Genomic DNA, 17668 nt, shown 5'->3' on the forward strand with positions numbered 1-17668 from the left:
TAGGTTATCGAAAGCGAACCGGGCGACGGCGGGCGCCGCCCGGGTTTCATGCTTTGCTCAGAGGCCGCTATTGTCGGCCGCCGACTTCAGCGCGTCTTCGGGCGAGGACTGGCCGAGCAGCGATTCCTGGATCGCCTGCTGCAGCGCGGTCGAAAGCTCCTGATATTTCGGTGTCGTCGGACGCGGATACATGGCGGCAAGGCCGATCTTGGCGGCGGAGATCAGCTCCTCCTGGCCCTTGGTGACAGCAGGGTCTTCATACGAGGACGCCCAGATCGGCAGGCTGAGCTTGGCATAGGCATTCTGCGTCGCCTGCGATGTCATGAAGGTGATGTACTTCCAGGCCTCATCAGGATGCTGGCTGGCCGAGGTGATGCCGAGGCCCATCGAGCCGTTGACGGCCGAAGCCTCGCTCTTGCCGGCAACACCCGGCGCCGGCACGACGCCGACCTTGCCCGCGACCTTGCTGTCCTTCGGATTGTTGGCCATGTTGTACATGTAGGTCCAGTTCAAAGCGAAGGCGGCATCGCCGTTTTCGAAGACCTTGCGGACGTCCTCTTCCAGGAATTCCTTGGAGTTCGGATTGGTCAGGCCCGAGGAATAGCTGGAGACCATGTATTTCAACGCATCGAGGCCGCCGCCGGTCTGGAAGGCCGGCTTGCCGTCCTTGAGGAAATCGCCGCCGTAGGCGCTGACGAGCGTGGTGTAGTCGCAGATCGCGGCCTCGGCCTGCGACCAGCTCCAGGCGATCGGCGTGGCGAGCAGGCCCTTGTCCTTGATCGTCTTTGCCTGCTCGGTCAACTCGTCCCAGGTTTTCGGCGGCGCCTTGATGCCGGCCTTTTCAAGGATTTCCTTGTTGTAGAACAGGTATTTGGTGTCGAGGATCCACGGCATGCCGTAATATTTGCCGTCGTACTGCACGGTGGTCCAGGCGCCCGGCAGCACGCCCTTCTTCATCTCGTCGGTGACACGAGAAGAGACGTCGACCAGAACCTTGTTGGTGGCGTATTCGGCCGGCCAGATGACGTCGAAGAGGACGACGTCGTAACCGCCGCCGGACCCTTGCGCCAGCACGGTCTTGTCGTGCAGGCCTTCATAGGGAACGAATTCGAGATTGACCTTGATGTCGGGGTTCGCCTTGGCGAAGGCGTCGGTCATGGCGCGCACATCGGCCTCGCTATAGGCGGCCTGTGCCATGAAGAGCGCGTTCAGCGTCGTTTCGGCGAAAGCGTGCGGCGCAAAGGATGCGCCGATCAAGGCCGCACCGAGAAGCGTCTTGTTAAGGGATTTCAGCATTGCAGCCTCCAGTTTTTGACATTTACGCATTGCCGAGGGCGGACTTCGCCGCCTTCGGTGTTCGAGAAGGCGCGTGTTGAAAACGTGCCAGTCCATCATCTCGGAGCGTCGTCGGAGGCCTCGCTGGGCTTCCTGCGTTCCCTGGGACTCTCCGGTCCCTCATTAAGTCAAATGTATTGACTTAATACTTCTTCAACATTCTAATGGAGTCAAGAGGCAATTGCAGATGAATGACAGTCGACCGATCCGGGCCAAGAGCGGCACCAATCACGAAGGCACCAGCGCCCACAACCGGCGGGTGATGATCGATGCCCTAAGGATCAACGGTGCGCTTTCACGCGCCGATCTGGCGCGGGCGACGCGGCTGACCAAGCAGACGGTGTCTAATATCATCGAGGAACTCGAACGCGATGGTCTCGTCAGTTCGCAGGAGGCGGTGCGGAAGGGCAGGGGCCAGCCCTCGACCCCCTACGGCCTGGTGCCCGAGGGCGCCTTTGCGATCGGCCTGCAGATCGACCGGCATGTGACGCGGGCGGTCGCCGTCGATCTGGTCGGCAGCGTTCTTGTGCGTGACGAGGCCGGCCTGCCGCCAGGCGGTCCGTTTAACGGGACGAAGGTCATCCTCGATCTCGTCGCCGGCGTGCGGTCGAAACTCGCCGGGATCGTCCAGCAGTCGGAAAAGCGGCTGGTCGGCCTCGGCGCCGCCATGCCCGGACCCTTCGGGGTCGCCGGCAGCGGCGACGATCCGTGGATGATGGAGGCTTGGCAGAAGTTTCCATTGCTGGAAACGCTGGCCGCCGGCACCGGGCTCGATGTCGGCCTGCAGAACGATGCGGCCGCGGCGGCGACCGCCGAGCGTATGGTGGGAGCCGCCCATGGCCTCGACCATGCCGTCTGCCTCTTCGTCGGCTATGGCATCGGTGCCGGCCTCATTCTGAACGGCGAGCTTTACCGCGGCACCAACGGCAATGCCGGCGAGATCGGCATGGCATTGCTGTTTGCCGACGGCAAATCGACGCCGCTCGAACATCGCGCCTCGCTCGCCTCGCTCTACCAGCGTCTGTCGATCGATCCCGCCGATCCTGACCTTTATGCGCGGATCAACGAGCTTGCCTTAAGGGGCGATCACAGCATCCACGCCTGGGTCGAGGCGGCCGCAGCGGACCTGCGCTGGAGCATCCATCTCCTCGAGACGCTGTTCGATCCGCAGACGGTGATCCTCTGCGGCAGTGCGCCGGAAGCGCTGGTAAGCAGGCTGTTTGCGGCGATCGGCCCGCTGCTGCCGTCGATCGCCGAGCGCCGCGGCCGGACACTGCCGCGCCTGCAGCCGGGCATAGCCGATCCCTGGTCGGTGGCGCTGGGTGCCGCCGCCGGGCCGATCAGCCGTGCATTCGATCCACGTTTTGCGGCGATCCTGAAGGATTCCCTTCAATCCTGAGGCTGGAGCCAGTGTTGCACACCAGTGCAACGCAAAAAATGCCGGCTGTTGGCAAGTTTCGTTAGGAGGGTGCGGGCGAATAAATCCGTCCGGCCGAAATATAAATAAATATTAAACTCCCCCTAAAATTCCATTGTTTTGAATATAATAGAAATTTCCTCGCAATATGCTAAAGAACTCTTCGAAATATCTATAAATATTTCTCCGATATCAGCGAATAACAATTGTGTGAATTTTTTATGACAACTGGATTTCGATCATTTCATGTCATGGAATATTCATTGGCCGCGGCAATTTGAACCCGCTAATAGGGCGTGCGCTGAAAGTGCGCATCCCTTTTACGTTCGAGGTTCTCATGCAAGCCAAGCTTCTCGGCGCCGTTGGCGCCCTTCTCGCTACAGCGTTTCTTGCTGGTCCCGCTGCCGCCGCCGATAAGACCAAGATCGACTTCTGGTTCGGCAACTCCGGTGACATTGCCAAGCGTGTCCAGGAACAGTGCGATCGCTTCAACCAGTCGCAGGCCGATTACGAAGTCGTCTGCACCAGCCAGGGCAGCTACGATGCGTCCTTGCAGAACACCATCGCTGCCTTCCGCGCCGGCAAGCAGCCGACCATCGCCCAGGTCTCCGATGCCGGCACGCTCGATATCATGCTCTCCGGCGCCTATTATCCGGCCAACAAGCTGATGGCCGACATGGGTTACACCGTCGACTGGAACGATTATTTCTCAGGTATATCGGGCTATTACGCGACCTCGAAGGGTGAGATGTACTCCTTCCCCTTCAACTCCTCGACCGCTCTGCTCTACTGGAACAAGGACGCCTTCGCCAAGATCGGCAAGGATCATGCTCCGGCAACCTGGAAGGAAGCAGGCGAAGACCTCAAGGCTCTGAAGGACGCAGGCTATGCTTGTCCGCTCGGCTTCGACATCTCCAACAACGAAGTCTGGCAGTACATCGAGCAGTTCGAAGCCGTCAACGGCGAAGCCATCGCCACGAAGAAGAACGGCTTTGAAGGTCTCGACGCCGAGCTGGTGTTCAACAAGAACCCGCTTCTGGTCAGCTATATCAAGGACCTCAAGTCCTGGTATGACAACAAGCTTGCCGTGATCAAAAACAAGGCCGTCGGCCAGACCTTCGTCGAAGCCTTTGCCGCCGGCGATTGCCAGGTCATCCTGACCTCGGTCGGCGACCATGGCAATGTTGGCCGCACCGCCAAGCAAGGCATGAACTGGGGCGTTTCCATGCTCCCGACCTACGGCGACGCAACCCGTCACAGCTCTTACGTCGGCGGCGCTTCGCTTTGGGTTCTGAAGGGCCATTCGGACGCTGAATACAAGGCTGCCGCTGCCTTCTTCAACTTCATCGCAAAGCCGGAAGAGGCTCTGACCTGGTCGACCGTTACCGGCTACATCCCGGTTCGTAACTCCGGCTTCGAATATCTCAAGAAGCAGGGCTTCTACGACAAGGCGCCTTATGCCGGCCGCGAACTCGCCATTCAGAGCCTGACCGCATCGCCTGCCGGTGACGCGGCTCCGCACGGCATCCGCCTCGGTGGCCTGCTGCAGGTCCGCACCGAAATCGCCAATGGTCTGCAGGCCATCTTCGTCAACAATGCCGATGTCCAGGCTTCGCTCGACGGCGCTGCCGAACGCGGCAATACGCTCCTGCGCCGCTTCCAGCAGACCTATAAGAACGTTCAGCTCCCCTGATCGCCCGATATATGCCGCACCCGGCCCGCGGCGCGCGCCGGGTGCGTCCTTGTAAGTTCCCTTATCGGCCGCGGATGCGTACTCGCCGCCCGCGTCTAAAGCGCGCCGCTCGCGCTTTAGATCTTTATTTCGGCGCATGTCGTTACCGCAAAACCGCTGCACACTTTTGCGCGACATGCTTTAAACCAAACCAGGACGAAAACGACCACTCATGGAAAAGCGCGTCACTTTCTCCTCGACGACGATCGGACTGCTCTTCGCATTTCCGATGCTGCTGCTGATCTTCGTCTTCTTCTATTGGCCGAGCGCGCAGGCGCTCTATTGGGCGTTCACGCTCGAGCAGCCATGGGGCGGCGGCAATGCCTGGGTCGGTTTCGACAATTTCAAACAGTTGCTCACCGATCCGATCTATTGGGACTCGATCACCCGTAGCATGATCTTCGGCTTCAGCTCGACGGCGATTGCCATGGGACTGGCGCTCATCCTGGCGCTTTTGACCGATCGTGAACTGCGCGGCCACAAGGTCTACCGGTCGGTGTTCATCTGGCCTTACGCAATTGCAGCTCCCGCTCTCGGGCTCGCCTTCCGCTTCATCCTGGCGCCGGAGGCCGGCCTGCTGTCGGTCATCAATCACGTCTGGCCCGGTCTCTGGAACCCGGCGCTCGACGGCAAGGATGCGATGATCGCCGTCATCGTCGCCTTCTCCTGGAAATATATCGGCTACAACTTCATCTTCTTCCTCTCGGCGCTGCAAGGCATTCCGCGCTCGCTGATCGAGGCGGCGGCCATGGACGGTTCGGGGCCGATGCGCCGGATCTGGGATATCCAGCTGCCCTTGCTGACGCCGACGCTGTTTTTCCTGCTCGTCATCAACATCACAGAGAGCTTCCAGGATTCCTTCGGTATCGTCGACGTCATGACCCAGGGCGGGCCGGCGCGCGCCACCGAACTCATGGTCTACAAGATCTATTTCGACGGCTTCAGAGGTCTCGATTATTCCGGCGCTGCGGCGCAGTCGATCATCCTGATGGTGCTCGTCGTCCTTCTCACCATCTTCCAGTTCCGCTTCATCGAGCGGCGCGTGCACTACAAGTGAGGTCGCGGACATGATCGAACGCACGCCGATATTCAACTTCATCTGCTATACGCTTCTTGCGCTCGGCATGGTGATCGCGCTCCTGCCTTTCGCCATCGTCATCATCGCGTCGACGCTGGATCTGGAAACGGTCAATCGCGTGCCGCTGCCGCTCACGCCGGGCTCGCATTTCTGGGAAAACGCCGAGGCCGCCTGGGTTCGCGCCGACCTCGGCAACAAGCTGTTCCACAGCATCATCTTCGCCACGACGGTCGGTGCCGGCAAAGTCATGCTTTCTTCCATGGCGGCTTTCTCGATCGTCTATTTCCGCTTCCGTGGCCGCTATGTGATTTTCTGGATCATCTTCATCACGCTGATGCTGCCGCTGGAAGTCCGCATCGTGCCGACCTATTCGATTGCGGCCAACGCGCTGCAGCCTTTCCAGACGATCCTCGACGTCACCGGGATAAGCTGGCTCGTCTCGCAGATCACCGGCATTCAGATCAAGCTCGAATGGGGTCTGCTGAATTCCTATCCCGGTCTCGTTCTGCCGCTGGTCGCCACGGCGACCGGCACCTTCCTTTACCGGCAGTTCTACCTGACGGTTCCGGACGAGCTGGCCGAAGCCTCGAAGATGGACGGTTCGGGCCCGGTCCGGTTCTTCTGGGATATTCTGCTGCCGCTTTCGCGGCCGAATATGATCGCGCTGTTCACCATCATGTTCGTCTGGGCCTGGAACCAGTATCTCTGGCCGTTGCTGATCACCACCGATCCGAATTTCGGCATTGCGGTGACGCAGTTGAAGACCCTGATCCCGTCCGAATTCGGCCTGCCCGACTGGAACGTCGCCATGGCTGGAACCCTGATCATCATGTCGCCGCCGCTGGTGCTCGTCATCCTGATGCAGCGCTGGTTCGTGCGCGGCCTTATCTCCACCGAGAAGTGAAGGAGTACTCCCTTGGCACCGATCTCCATTCGTGGTGTGAAGAAGAACTACGGCAAGACCCCCGTCGTCCACGGCGTCGATCTCGACATCCAGTCGGGTGAGTTCATCGTCATCCTCGGCCCGTCCGGCTGCGGCAAGTCCACGCTGCTGCGTATGATCGCCGGCCTCGAGGAAATCAGCGGCGGCGAAATCGCCATCGATGGCCGTGTCGTCAACCAGATGGAGCCGCGCGAGCGCGGCTGCGCCATGGTGTTCCAGAACTACGCGCTTTACCCGCATATGAGCGTCGCCGAGAATATCGGCTATGCCTTGAAGGTGGCCGGCGTTTCGACGGCGGAGCGTACGCGGCGCATCGGCGAAGTCGCCAAGGCGCTCAGCCTCGAACCCTTCCTCGACCGTCGGCCGGCCGCCCTTTCCGGCGGCCAGCGGCAGCGCGTCGCCATGGGCCGCGCGATGATCCGCGAGCCGAAAGTGTTCCTCTTCGACGAGCCGCTATCGAACCTCGACGCCAAGCTGCGCATCGCCATGCGCGCCGAAATCCGCCGCCTGCATCGTCGCCTCGGAGCTACCTCGATCTTCGTTACCCATGACCAGACGGAGGCGATGACGCTGGCCGACCGGCTGGTGGTGATGAATGGCGGCAGGGTGGAGCAGGTCGGCACGCCGGAAGAGGTCTATCATCATCCGGTCTCGCGCTTCGTCGCTGGTTTCGTCGGCACGCCGGCGATGAACCTGCTCGAAGGCACGATCAATGACGAGGGCGTCTTCGTCTACGACCAGAGCCGCAAGGTCGTGCTGCCGCGCGAGCGCGCCGCACCGCTTAAAGGCAAACGCGTCGTGCTCGGCATGCGCGCCGAAGCCGCCCGGCTGGTGGCCCCGGATGCGCCGGGTGCCCTCACCGCAACGGCCGATTTCATCGAAGAGCTTGGCGCAAGCCGTGTCGTCCACGCCGATTTCGACGGGCTGCCCTTTGCCGTGGCGCTGACCGAGGCGGTGAAGGTGAAGTCGGGAGATCCGATCGGCATCGCGATCGATTACGACCAGATCCACCTCTATGCCGCCGATACCGGCCGAATCATCGAGAACACTGCCATGAGCGGCGCCGGCGTCGTCCACGCCTGAGCGCGCCGCAACCGTTTCCGGTCCCGTGTGAGCGCCCGATATCAGCGATGGATCGGGTCGATCCACGGGACGTCTTCCGGCTTTTCGACCGGCTCGATGTCGAGATTGACGACGACCGGTTCCTGGCCCGAGCGGACGAGCACGCATTCCAGCGTCTCGTCGCGGCTGGCGTTGATCTCCTGGTGCGGCACATAGGGCGGAACATAGATGAAATCGCCGGGGCCGGCCTCGGCGGTATATTCCAGATGTTCGCCCCAGCGCATGCGGGCCTTGCCCTTGACCACGTAGATGATGCTTTCGAGATCGCCGTGGTGATGGGCGCCGGTCTTGGCGTTGGCATGGATCGTTACCGTGCCGGCCCAGATCTTTTCGGCGCCGGCACGCGCATTGTTGATCGCAGTCGCGCGGTTCATGCCCGGCGTCTGCGCGGTATTCGGATCGAGCGAATTGCCGGGAATGACCTTGACGCCATGTTCGCGCCAGTCGACATGATGGTGCTCGTGGTCGTCGCTCATGCCTTGCCTCCTGCTTCGATTTGGTCAGTCTAGGCCGGCGCCGGGCGGCAGCCAAGCGGATTTGCCCGCACAATATCTTGGCGCCCCGATAGCTTCTGTGCACATAGGAAAGAACGGACCCGATGAGCCACCTCCCGCAGATCGACTACGACACGGCTTCGGAAGAGATTCGTGCGGCGCATGACGAAGAAATCAGGCTGCGCGGACGGATGACCAATATGAAGCGGACGCTGCTGCATTCGCCCGCCGCCCATCGCATCTACGCCGAATGGTTCACGCTGCGGGCCGAACTCGATCCTGCTGTCAATGACCGGGCGATCTGGATCTTCTCGCATGCAATCTCGAAGGCGGCGCAATCGAAAATCGCCATCACCTTCTTTCGCCGGGCGCTGATCAACAATGGCTTCAATCCGGACGCACTGGAGCTTTCCGAGGAGGAAGCGCTGCTCGACGCTTTCGGCAAGGCGATCGTTGCCGATTCCAACGCCGTACCCGCCGAACTCTGGGCGAAGCTGAAACAGCGTTACGAGATCAAGGTGCTCGTCGATCTCGTCGCCTTCGCCGGCATCATGCTGGCGACCGCCGTCTTCAACAATGTCGTCGACGTCGATTTCGACCCCGAGCTTGAAGCTTTCGCCGAAGGAGCCAATTCCGCCTAACCGAGTGCGGCGATCGCGCCCCTGACGGCGTCCGCGCCGGGTCTGGTCGGCCGGTATTCCAGACCGACGGCGCCGTCGTAGCCGTTGGCGAAGATCCAGTCGAGGCGATGGGCAAGGTCGATTTCGCCAGAGCCCGGTTCGTTGCGGCCGGGGTGATCGGCGACATGGACGTGGATGATGCGATCGAGGCGGCCCTCGAGCACATCCTCGGTGCGCTCGTCCATCACGGCGGAGTGGTAGATGTCGTAGACGATGCCGATCTCGGGGCGGGCGACGTCATCGATGATGTCGAGGCCTTCGCGGGTCGAATCGAGAAAATAGCCGACATGGTCGATGCGGATGTTGAGCGGCTCGACGCCGAGGCGCACACCGCTGCCTGCAAGAATATCGGCGCCGGCCTTCAGTGTTTCAGTCAGCGCCCGGCGCTGTTCTTCCCGGCTCAGGGCCTGGAGATCGTCGCCCGCCTGGGCAATCAGCACCGGCGCGCCGAGACGCCTGGCGACAGTGACGGATTCGGCAAGACCTTTCAGCCAAGCCTGCCGGTTGGCGGCGTCAGTCAACGCGATCATCGGTTCGGCGACGAGGCTGGTGACGGCAAGGCCGGTTTCCTTCAGTGTCGCCTCGATCGCGTCCAGATCCTTGTCGCTCCAGCGCCAGAATTCGATTGCCGTCAGGCCGGCAGCATGGGCGCGGCGGATGCGGTCGGGAAAGCGGTCGCCCTCTTCGGCAAACAGCCACTCTATGCAGGCTGAATAACGTCGCATGAAAACTCCTCCCATCCTGTTGATGTAGGCATGCGATAGATCGCAGCCTCTCGCAAGAGGCGTTCGGGCGCTTGACGCCCGGGTTCATTGGCGGAACACTCAGCATATCAGGCCGGGATCTCCGGCCGTTGCGGAGGAAGACATGGATCTCGGATTGAAGGGAAAGACTGCCGTCATAACAGGCGCGTCGGTCGGTATCGGACTGGCGATCGCCGAGGGGCTGGCGGCTGAGGGCGCCAATCTCGTGCTGGCGGCCCGCGGCGGCGATCGGCTCAAGGCGGAAGCCGCCCGTATCGCCGAGAAGTACGGTGTTGACGCCATCGCTGTTGCCGCCGATGTGGCGACGGCTGGGGGAACCGAGGCGATCATTGCGGCGGCGGCCGAAAAAGGCGGCGCCGATATCCTCATCAACAATGCCGGCACCGGATCGAATGAGACGGTGATGGAGGCACCGGACGAGAAGTGGCAGGCCTATTGGGACCTGCATGTGATGGCCGCCGTGCGGCTGGCGCGCGGCATCGCGCCGCAGATGAAGGAACGCGGCGGTGGTGTGATCCTGCACAACGCCTCGATCTGCGCCGTTCAGCCGCTGTGGTACGAGCCGATCTACAATGTCAGCAAGTCGGCGCTGATGATGTTTTCGAAGACACTGTCGACCGAGCTCATCAAGGACAATATCCGTGTCAACTGCGTCAATGCCGGCCTTATCCTGACGCCCGACTGGATCAAGACCGCCAAGCAGTTGACGGCCGAAACCGGCGGCAACTGGGAAGGCTACCTGCAGAGCGTCGCCAACGAACACGCCGCCTCCAAACGCTTCGGCACGCCGGAGGAACTGGCGAATGTCTTCGTCTTCCTGAGTTCGGAGCGCGCGAGCTATTGCATCGGCTCGACCTATTTCGTCGATGGCGGCATGCTGAAGACGATTTGACGGCGGCCGCCGGCAGGGCTCGGCAAGTCGATCTTTCGCAAGACTGCCGGGCCGGCCTGTGGACGTTGCCGATACAAGCTATAAATAATAGCTATTTTGTTGTATGTTCACGCTTTTGACGCTATTTGCCTGCTATTGGCAGGATAAATACTGCGATTCTACAAGGCGACGACGATGCTGACGAAAAAGGGAAAATACGGGCTGAAGGCGCTGGTCGATCTGGCGCGGCTGGCGCCCGGCGAGACTGCCTTCATCAACGATATCGCGGCCCGCAACAATATCCCGAAGAAGTTCCTCGATACGATCCTGCTGGAACTGCGCAATGTCGGCATCCTGCGCTCGAAGAAGGGGCCGGGCGGCGGCTATTCGCTCTCGCGGCCGGCCTCGGAAATCCGCATCGGCCATGTCATCCGCACGCTCGACGGGCCCCTAGCACCGATTCGCTGCGCCAGCCGGACGGCTTACGAGGCCTGCGACGACTGTGCCGATCCTGAGACCTGTCAGGTGCGGCGCTCGATGACCGATGTTCGGGACGCGATCGCCGCCATTCTCGACAATATGACCCTCGAGCAGTTCGTCGCCGACGGCGGCCGCATCGAAGGCGCCAAGGAACAGTTCCCGATCTCCGCCGCCAGCTGATCAGGCGCCGCCGACCTTCGACATGTATTCGCCTGCGGTATGCACCAATCTATCCCGCAGCAGTGATAGCGCGTGAATGCGGGCATTCCGCCAATGGCGGTCGAGATTGAGCCCGATGCCTGCTGATGTTCCCCCTGCAAGTTCGAACAGCGCGTTTGCGGTGTCGAGCGCCGTTTCCCCGGCAAGGACCGCGGCCGCCGAGGCGGAGAAATGCGCGTCCGCCATCGCTGCCTCGACAGGATTGACCTGGGCGATGTCGAGCTTGCGGCCAGCCCGTTCCAAGGCCGCCGCTGTCGCTTCGATGCGGATGGCGCGTTCGCCGATCCGGGGAAGAACCGTCGTGCTGCGATCGCCGATCGCGGTCATCAGGTCGCTCCATGCGGCTCGCGCGATGCCGAGGCCGACGCCGGCCTTGAGCAGCAGGCCGAGCGAGATGCCGGTCGAATGTCCGGACGAGGGGGCAGGCGCAACCGCATCGGCATTGACATGAAGCGTGCCGACGATCGCCGTCGCCGATCCATTGGTGCGTTGGCCGAAGCCGTCCCAATCGTCGACCACCTGCACGCCTTCGTCATCGCGTGCGAGGTAGAGCGTCACCGGGCGGCTGGGCGGAGCGGTGGCGGCTGCGGCGATCCAGTCGGCGAACAGAATACCGGGCACTTGGCGCGTGCGCCCGCTGAGGCGATAGCCCGGGCCTTCGGCCGTAAGCTCGGCCTCGTCAGTAAAGGCGGCGCCGGCGAAGCGGTCGCCGAGCAGCACACGGGCAAACAGCGATGCCTTCAAATCCTCGCCGGCCTGGGTACGGAGCGTTTCCAGTGCGCAAAAATGATTTTCCAACGCCTCGCCGATCGAGGCGTCGCCCTCGGCGATGATAGCAACGATTTCGGCGAGCAGGGCGTTCGACACGTCGAGTCCTTCATGGTCAGGCGGTACGGCGATTGCCGTCAGCCCCGATACCGACAGCGCATCGAGCTCGGCAAAGGGCAGGATGCGGTTGATATCGCGTTCGCTCGCCTGGTGCCGGAATGCGGCAGCGAGGTCGCGGGCGGCGGATATCGCCTCCTCTTCGCTTTCGATGCGATGCGCGGGAGGCCTCAAGCTCTCATGAAACTGCGATACCGTTCCCATCGGTCACTCTTTCCTCGACGGATACAGGAGTGAGGGATTAGCCCTCGAATGATAAGACCGGTTTTTCTACAAAACCCGAATGGTTTGAATTTTCTTACCAGCTTGATTGCCCTGTTCTCCACGCTACTTACGGTGAAGTGGGGCTTCCTTGATTGAGAAACATGATGAGCGACTCTCGTGCTCGCAACAGCGAGGTTTCGAAAATGGCGCGCCAGCCGAGACCGCGTCTGACGCTGGATATTGCCGCTATCCCAACCTATGCGATCGGCGACATTCACGGCCGGTACGATCTGCTTGTGAAAGCCGAGGAAGCGATCCTGCGTGATGGCGCGCGGCTGCCCGGGCGCAAGCTGATCGTCACGCTCGGCGACTATATCGACCGCGGCCCGGAATCGGCACAGGTTATCGGCCATCTCATGGAGCCACCACCTGATGGATTCGACCGCATCTGCCTTGCCGGCAATCACGAAATCGCCATGCTCGACTATATCGACGGCTGGATCTCCTATGATGATTGGATGCAGATGGGGTCGGCGGAGCTGCTCAAATCCTATGGGCTCGATCCGGACCACCTGCCCCTGGTCTTCCCCACCGGCGCAAAACTCGATGCCTTCATCCGCCAGTCGTTGCCGCGTACGCATATCGATTTCATGCGGGCGATGCCTGTCCTGCTGGAAACCCCAAGCGTGATTTTCGTGCACGCCGGCATCAATCCGAAACTGCCGCTCGACAGGCAGACGGACGAGGATCTGGTCCTCATCCGCCAGCGATTTCTCGAAAGCCGGGTGCCGTTACCGAAACTCATCGTTCACGGCCATACGCCGAACGACAAACCCGATATACGGCCGAGGCGGCTCAATATCGATACGCGCGCCTATCGCAGTGGCAAGCTCACCGTCGCGCGCCTGTGGCAGGGCCAGGTGCATCTGTTTTCGACCTGACTTGCGCGCGTGTTTCTTCAGAGCCGGGTGGGTCGTCTCAGACGACCCCTTCATCGACCGGCTCCGTCTTTGCCGGTTCTACCGTAGCCGGCCGGTTGCGGCGCCAGCCGCGCAGCACGACGTAGAAGACCGGCGTCAGGAACAGACCGAAGATCGTCACACCGAGCATGCCCGAGAAGACGGCGGTGCCGAGCGACTGGCGCATTTCGGCGCCGGGGCCGGTGGCGATGGCAAGCGGCAGAACTCCGAAGATGAAGGCGAATGCCGTCATCAGGATCGGGCGCAGGCGAAGATGGCTGGCCTCGATGGCCGCTTCCACCGGCGACTTGCCTTCCTCTTCCGCCTGCCTGGCGAACTCGACGATCAGAATGGCGTTTTTGGCCGCAAGACCGATCAGGACGATCAGGCCGATCTGCGTCAGGACATTGTTGTCCATGCCCCGCAGGGAGACCCCGATCAGCGCCGCGAGCACCGCAAGCGGGACGATGAGAATGATCGCGAGCGGCAGAACCCAGCTTTCATATTGGGCCGCCAGCGCCAGGAAGACGAAGACGACGGAGAGGGCGAAGATGTAGATGGCCGTGTTGCCGGTGTGGGTCTCCTGATAGGCGAGTTCCGTCCATTCGAAGGTCGTGCCCTGCGGCAGGATCTTCGCAGCCAGCGCTTCCATCTTGGCGATGGCATCGCCGGTCGACGTGCCCGGCGTCGGATTGCCCTGAAGCGGCACCGAGACGTACATGTTGTAGCGCTGGACAAGCGCCGGGCCGCTGGCATCCTGAATGTCCATCAAGGTTCCAAGCGGAACCAGCGCGCCGGTTGCCGATCGAACCTTCAGGGCGAGAATGTCTTCCCTGTCCATGCGATATTGCCGGTCGGCCTGGGCGCGGACCTGGTAGACGCGGCCGAACGCATTGAAATCGTTGACGTAGGCGACGCCGAGATTGATGGAAAGCGCGTTGAAGATATTGGGGATCGGCACGTTCAGGAAGCGTGCTTTGTCGCGGTCGAGCGCCAGGAAGTATTGCGGGCTTGCATCGGAGAATGTCGTAAAGACGCCCGTCAGCCCTTCGGTCGTCGCCGCCGCACCCATCATCTGGCGGGCGAGGCCGAGCACGCGCGTCATGTCAGCGTTTTCGAGATCTGATATCTGCATCTTGAAGCCGCCGGAATTGCCGACGCCACGCACGGATGGCGGCGGGATGGCAATGATGAAGGCTTCCTGGATGCTTTGCAGCTTGCCGTAAAGCTCGCCGATGATCTTATTGGCGTTCTCTCCGCCTTCTTCACGTTCGGCAAAGGATTTGAACGGAACGAAGACGACGCCGGCATTCGAAGCATTGGTGAATGTCGCCCCGCTGAAGCCGGCAAATTGCACGGCGTTGCCGACGCCGGGCACGGTGCGGGCGATATCGCCCACCTGTCTGACGACGGCATCGGTACGCGCAAGCGAGGCGCCGTCCGGAAGCTGGATGACGATGATCGCGTAACCCTGGTCCATGGTCGGGATGAAGCCGGCGGGAACTTTCGTTCCCATGTACCAGGTGGCCCCGAGCAGGCAGACGAAGGCGGCCATCGCGGCTGTCAATCCCACCCAACTGCTGACCAGATGCCGAACGGTCCATGAATAGCCCGAGCTCAGCCGATCGAATCCACGATTGAAGCCGTTTGCAAGTCCTCTTCCCAGGCGCGTGGCGACGTTCGTGCGCCTGGTTTCGTGGTCATGGGTTTTCAGCAATATGCCTGCAAGGGCGGGCGACAGCGTCAGCGAATTCAATGCGGAAATTGCCGTGGTGACAGCGATCGTCACCGCGAACTGCCGGTAGAACTGGCCTGAGATGCCGGGAATGAAGGCGGTCGGCACGAATACGGCAATCAGCACCAGCGAGATGGCGACGACGGCAGTTCCGACTTCGTCCATCGTGACGTGGGATGCCTGCTTTGGCGTCATGCCGCGGGCGAGATTGCGCTCGACATTTTCCACCACCACGATCGCGTCGTCGACGACGATCCCGATCGCCAGCACGAGGCCGAACAGGGTGAGCATGTTGAGCGAGAAGCCGAAGGCCAGCAGGACGGCGAAGGTGCCGATCAGCGATACAGGGATGGCAATGATCGGAATGATCGCCGTTCGCCAGGATTGCAGGAAGACGAGAACGACAATCGCCACCAGGATGGCCGCCTCGGCGATGGTTCTATAGACCTCGGTGATCGAATCCGAGATGAATTCGGTCGTGTCGTAGACGATGCGATATTCCAGGCCCTGCGGGAAATTCTGCGAGAGGTCCTTCATGATCGACTGGACCTGATGGGCGGTGTCCAGGGCATTGGTTCCCGGCCGGGCGAAGATGCCAAGAGCAACGGCCGGGTCATTGTTGAGATAGCTGTTGGTGACGTAATCCTGCGCGCCGAGTTCGATACGGGCGACATCCTGCAACTGCACGAGCCGGCCCGATGTCGTCGATTTCACGATGACATATCGGAACTCGCGCACATCGGAGAAGCGTCCATCCGTTCGCACCGTATATTCGAACGCATTCTTGCCGGTCACCGGCGGGGCACCGATCTTGCCTCCGGACACCTGGACGTTCTGGTCTCTCAGCGCGGCGACGACGTCATCGGATGTCATCCCGTAGGCGGAGAGTTTTTCCGGATCCAGCCAGATTCGCATCGAATACTGGCGTTCGCCGAAGAGCTGCACGTCGCCGACGCCGTCAAGGCGAACGAGAACGTCACGGATTCGGTTGCGGGCGTAGTTCGAGACATAAAGCTGGTCATAGCGGTGCGACGGCGACAGCAGATGCACCACCATCATCAGATCGGGCGAGCTTTTGTCAGTGGTCACCCCAAGCCGCTGGACTTCCTCGGGAAGACGGGGCAGGGCGATGGAAACGCGGTTCTGAACGAGCACCTGCACCTTGTCGAGATCGGTGCCGAGCTTGAAGGTGATCGTCAGCGACATGGCGCCGTCGGCGCTGGAATACGAGGACATGTAAAGCATGTCTTCGACGCCATTGATCTGCTGTTCGAGCGGGGTCGACACGGTATCGGCGATCGTCTGCGGATCGGCACCCGGATAAGACGTGCGCACGACGATGGTCGGCGGCGCTATCTCCGGATACTGAGAGACCGGCAATTGCGTATAGGCAATGCCGCCGACGACCAGAAGAACGATCGAGATGACGGCCGCAAAGATCGGCCGGTCCACGAAAAAATGAGCAAATCTCATTGTCCGTTCTCCGCGCCGGCGGTTTCGGGCGCAGTGTCCTGCCGCTCCTTGGGCAGTTCGGTCATCTGAGGCGTGATCTTGGTACCCGGCCGGGCGCGGATCAGGCCGTTGACGATGATCGTCTCGGTCCCGTCAAGGCCTTCGCGTATGACGCGGTAGCCATAGAGCCGGGGTCCGGGTCTCACCGGCTTGGTCGAAACCGTGCCGTCCTCGGCGACGACATAGACGACGCGCTCATTCTGGTCGGAGCCGATTGCCTCGTCGGGAACGAGAATGGCCTGGTAGGTGTTGGAGGCTTCGACCTGTATGCGGCCGAAGAGGCCGGGCTGAAGGACGAGATCGGGGTTGGGGAAGCGGGCCCGCAGACGAATGGTGCCACTCTCGTTGTCGACCCGGTTTTCGGCGAAATCGAGCTTTCCCTTGAATGGTTTTGCATTGGGATCCGAGATCGTGACGGAGACATCCAGACCGCCGCCGCCCTGTTGGAGATCCTTGCCGAGCTTGCGCGCCGTGTCGGCGAAATTCAACAGGCGGCGCTCGTCGACGTCGAAATAGAAATCGATCGGATCGAGCGAAACGATTGTTGTCAGCACGGTCTGGTCGGTCTGCACGAGGTTGCCGGCCGAAATCAGCCGGCGATCGATGCGGCCGCTGAGCGGCGCCTTGATCTCGGTATATTCCATGTCGAGAGAAGCGCGATCGGCTGCGGCCTGCGCGCCGCGGACATTGGCCTCGGCCGAATCGAATTCGCGGCGGCGATCATCCAGCGTCTGCGCCGACTGGCTGCCGCTCGAAGCAAGCGATTGCGTGCGCTTATATTGCGCATCGGCAAAGACCAAGGCGGATTGCGCCGATTCGAGTGCGGCCTTTGCCTGATTGAGCGCGGTGACGAACGGCCTCTGGTCGATGACGAAGAGCAGGTCGCCCTGCTTGACCAAGGCGCCGTCCTGGAAATGGATTTCCTGCAGGTATCCACCGACGCGCGAGCGAACGGAGACTTCGTCGACCGGCTCGAAGCGGCCGATGAATTCGTCGCTGTCGACGACATCGCGCACAACAGGCTTGGCGACGGTGACGGGCGGGGGCGGCGGGGCGCTCTGAGCCAGCGCGGCCAAAGGCATGAATGCGGCGATAGAGCCAAACACCAGCATCTGTCGAAGCGCGTAGGTCATACCAGTCCTCCAATCTTGGCAGCCGATTAACTAGCCGCCAACCTCAAGATGAAGTGATGCTGTTCAGGTCTTGCTGCTTTGAACGAAGGCCTCTGCCCCCGGGGA

Annotated in this window: 15 protein-coding genes; 9 read left to right on the forward strand and 6 right to left on the reverse strand. The window is 61.5% G+C overall.

Annotated features, from left to right (window positions below; translation table 11 throughout):
* Window positions 1-57: 57 nt before the first annotated feature.
* Window positions 58-1296 carry an extracellular solute-binding protein gene (locus tag ACMUVN_RS25400; RefSeq protein ID WP_025570022.1) on the reverse strand — a complete coding sequence of 413 codons (1239 nt, stop codon included), beginning with the start codon at window positions 1294-1296 and terminating at the stop codon, window positions 58-60.
* Window positions 1297-1522: 226 nt separating this feature from the next.
* Here ACMUVN_RS25400 and ACMUVN_RS25405 point away from each other — a divergent pair, with 226 nt between their 5' ends.
* The 5 genes from ACMUVN_RS25405 (at window position 1523) to ACMUVN_RS25425 (ending at window position 7588) form a co-directional block, all read left to right on the forward strand.
* Window positions 1523-2734, forward strand: coding sequence for an ROK family transcriptional regulator (locus ACMUVN_RS25405; RefSeq protein WP_132573250.1), 1212 nt, complete (start codon window positions 1523-1525; stop codon window positions 2732-2734).
* Between the two features lie 355 nt (window positions 2735-3089).
* Window positions 3090-4445 carry an extracellular solute-binding protein gene (locus tag ACMUVN_RS25410; RefSeq protein WP_025570020.1) on the forward strand — a complete coding sequence of 452 codons (1356 nt, stop codon included), beginning with the start codon at window positions 3090-3092 and terminating at the stop codon, window positions 4443-4445.
* 211 nt (window positions 4446-4656) lie between these two features.
* On the forward strand, window positions 4657-5541 hold the full coding sequence (locus ACMUVN_RS25415) for a carbohydrate ABC transporter permease (protein WP_017965892.1): 885 nt from the start codon (window positions 4657-4659) through the stop codon (window positions 5539-5541).
* 10 nt (window positions 5542-5551) lie between these two features.
* Entirely contained in the window at window positions 5552-6466 is a 915-nt protein-coding gene (locus ACMUVN_RS25420; protein WP_025570018.1) for an ABC transporter permease subunit, read from the forward strand.
* A 12-nt stretch (window positions 6467-6478) separates the two neighbouring features.
* Window positions 6479-7588 (forward strand): sn-glycerol-3-phosphate import ATP-binding protein UgpC, encoded by a 1110-nt coding sequence (locus ACMUVN_RS25425; protein ID WP_063474371.1) that lies wholly within the window; start codon window positions 6479-6481, stop codon window positions 7586-7588.
* 41 nt (window positions 7589-7629) lie between these two features.
* Here the strand turns inward: ACMUVN_RS25425 and ACMUVN_RS25430 are convergent, their stop codons facing one another.
* The gene (locus ACMUVN_RS25430; protein ID WP_047618592.1) at window positions 7630-8103 is read right to left on the reverse strand and encodes a cupin domain-containing protein; all 474 of its coding nucleotides are present in this window, start codon (window positions 8101-8103) and stop codon (window positions 7630-7632) included.
* Between the two features lie 122 nt (window positions 8104-8225).
* Between ACMUVN_RS25430 and ACMUVN_RS25435 the strand changes: the two genes are divergently transcribed.
* On the forward strand, window positions 8226-8762 hold the full coding sequence (locus ACMUVN_RS25435) for a hypothetical protein (protein WP_047618595.1): 537 nt from the start codon (window positions 8226-8228) through the stop codon (window positions 8760-8762).
* Here ACMUVN_RS25435 and ACMUVN_RS25440 read toward each other — a convergent pair.
* A complete protein-coding gene (locus tag ACMUVN_RS25440; protein WP_097595698.1) occupies window positions 8759-9526 on the reverse strand; it encodes a TIM barrel protein in 768 nt (255 codons plus the stop codon). The two genes, ACMUVN_RS25435 and ACMUVN_RS25440, sit on opposite strands and share 4 nt — an antisense overlap.
* A 142-nt stretch (window positions 9527-9668) precedes the next feature.
* Between ACMUVN_RS25440 and ACMUVN_RS25445 the strand changes: the two genes are divergently transcribed.
* A complete protein-coding gene (locus tag ACMUVN_RS25445) occupies window positions 9669-10457 on the forward strand; it encodes an SDR family NAD(P)-dependent oxidoreductase (RefSeq protein ID WP_047618598.1) in 789 nt (262 codons plus the stop codon).
* Between the two features lie 174 nt (window positions 10458-10631).
* Window positions 10632-11096, forward strand: a complete 465-nt coding sequence (locus ACMUVN_RS25450; protein WP_026188508.1) for an RrF2 family transcriptional regulator — start codon at window positions 10632-10634, stop codon at window positions 11094-11096.
* Here the strand turns inward: ACMUVN_RS25450 and ACMUVN_RS25455 are convergent, their stop codons facing one another.
* Window positions 11097-12224, reverse strand: coding sequence for a monooxygenase (locus tag ACMUVN_RS25455; RefSeq protein ID WP_097595699.1), 1128 nt, complete (start codon window positions 12222-12224; stop codon window positions 11097-11099).
* A gap of 164 nt (window positions 12225-12388) precedes the next feature.
* On the opposite strand from ACMUVN_RS25455, the gene ACMUVN_RS25460 reads away from it, so the two are divergent.
* Entirely contained in the window at window positions 12389-13165 is a 777-nt protein-coding gene (locus ACMUVN_RS25460; protein ID WP_174824506.1) for a metallophosphoesterase family protein, read from the forward strand.
* Window positions 13166-13202: 37 nt separating this feature from the next.
* Here ACMUVN_RS25460 and ACMUVN_RS25465 read toward each other — a convergent pair whose 3' ends face one another.
* On the reverse strand, window positions 13203-16391 hold the full coding sequence (locus ACMUVN_RS25465; protein ID WP_063474375.1) for an efflux RND transporter permease subunit: 3189 nt from the start codon (window positions 16389-16391) through the stop codon (window positions 13203-13205).
* Window positions 16388-17563, reverse strand: coding sequence for an efflux RND transporter periplasmic adaptor subunit (locus ACMUVN_RS25470; RefSeq protein WP_048338375.1), 1176 nt, complete (start codon window positions 17561-17563; stop codon window positions 16388-16390). Before ACMUVN_RS25470 ends, ACMUVN_RS25465 begins: the two co-directional genes overlap by 4 nt.
* Between the last annotated feature and the right edge of the window lie 105 nt (window positions 17564-17668).

The sequence above is a fragment of the Rhizobium sp. IY2 genome (assembly GCF_047532935.1).
Classification (GTDB): domain Bacteria; phylum Pseudomonadota; class Alphaproteobacteria; order Rhizobiales; family Rhizobiaceae; genus Rhizobium; species Rhizobium anhuiense.